At 39.2% G+C, this 847-nt stretch carries 1 protein-coding gene; it reads right to left on the minus strand.

Translation table 11 applies throughout. The features are described from left to right. Positions 1–152: 152 nt before the first annotated feature. Complete coding sequence (locus ACS8FD_RS18590; protein ID WP_439262296.1) at positions 153–554, minus strand: SpoIIAA family protein; 402 nt, start codon at positions 552–554, stop codon at positions 153–155. Positions 555–847 lie beyond the last annotated feature (293 nt).

The following is an 847-nucleotide window of genomic DNA, read 5'->3' on the forward strand; positions in this document are numbered from 1 at the left end:
CTAGCGTACCATTTATAGTTGTCTTAACTCAATATCAGTGCACTGGGCGCACCCTACACAAACTTGTATAGAATGCGTCTTACACACCGAAAAGATACGGATCATTGAAAATGGTGTGTGCAAGACATACTTATTCAAGCTCAACCTACACGCTAACCTTGCAGTCCTAGCCAAACCTTAGCAGCTGACTCTTTGTCAGGGTTAAAGCCTTTGATATCCAAATTTGGTATCATCCAACCTTCAATTTCAGCAACCTTTTGTAGCCATTGCTGCTCACTGATAACTGCCATCTTGCCAAAATACTTCATGGTTGCCCATAACTCAGGCATACGTCTCATCTCATCCATTACTGCTGAAAAAGATGGCATGGCAAAGCTATCAATGCGATAGAGCAAAGTGGCGTTTTGTAGTTCAGTATTTGGGTCAGCCTGAACCATAGACACCGTTGCCTGCACCCATTCATCAAGTAGACGATTCATATCATCACTATGTATTTTGCCATTAATGGTTAATTCAATGTGATTGTTACTGTGCTTGGTTAGAAGATAAGTCATATCACTTTCCTTATTCCGTACGTGCTGGTAGTGCTATCTATATTACCTTATTTTCTTTATGGTATTGAGTAAGACATGTGTATGAATGCGGCTTTGTTAAAACAACTATGGACAACGACTATGATTGCTTTTCATTACTGAATTGCCAAAACTACCTTAGAGTTTACTTTTTACGAATAAAAGGCAGAAAAGAACATAAATGACTTGCAAAATCTCAAAATTTACTTATAATAGGTCGCCACAATAGGGGTATAGCCAAGTTGGTAAGGCATCAGGTTTTGATCCTGACATCC

It is taken from the genome of Psychrobacter sp. 1U2, from assembly GCF_051847575.1.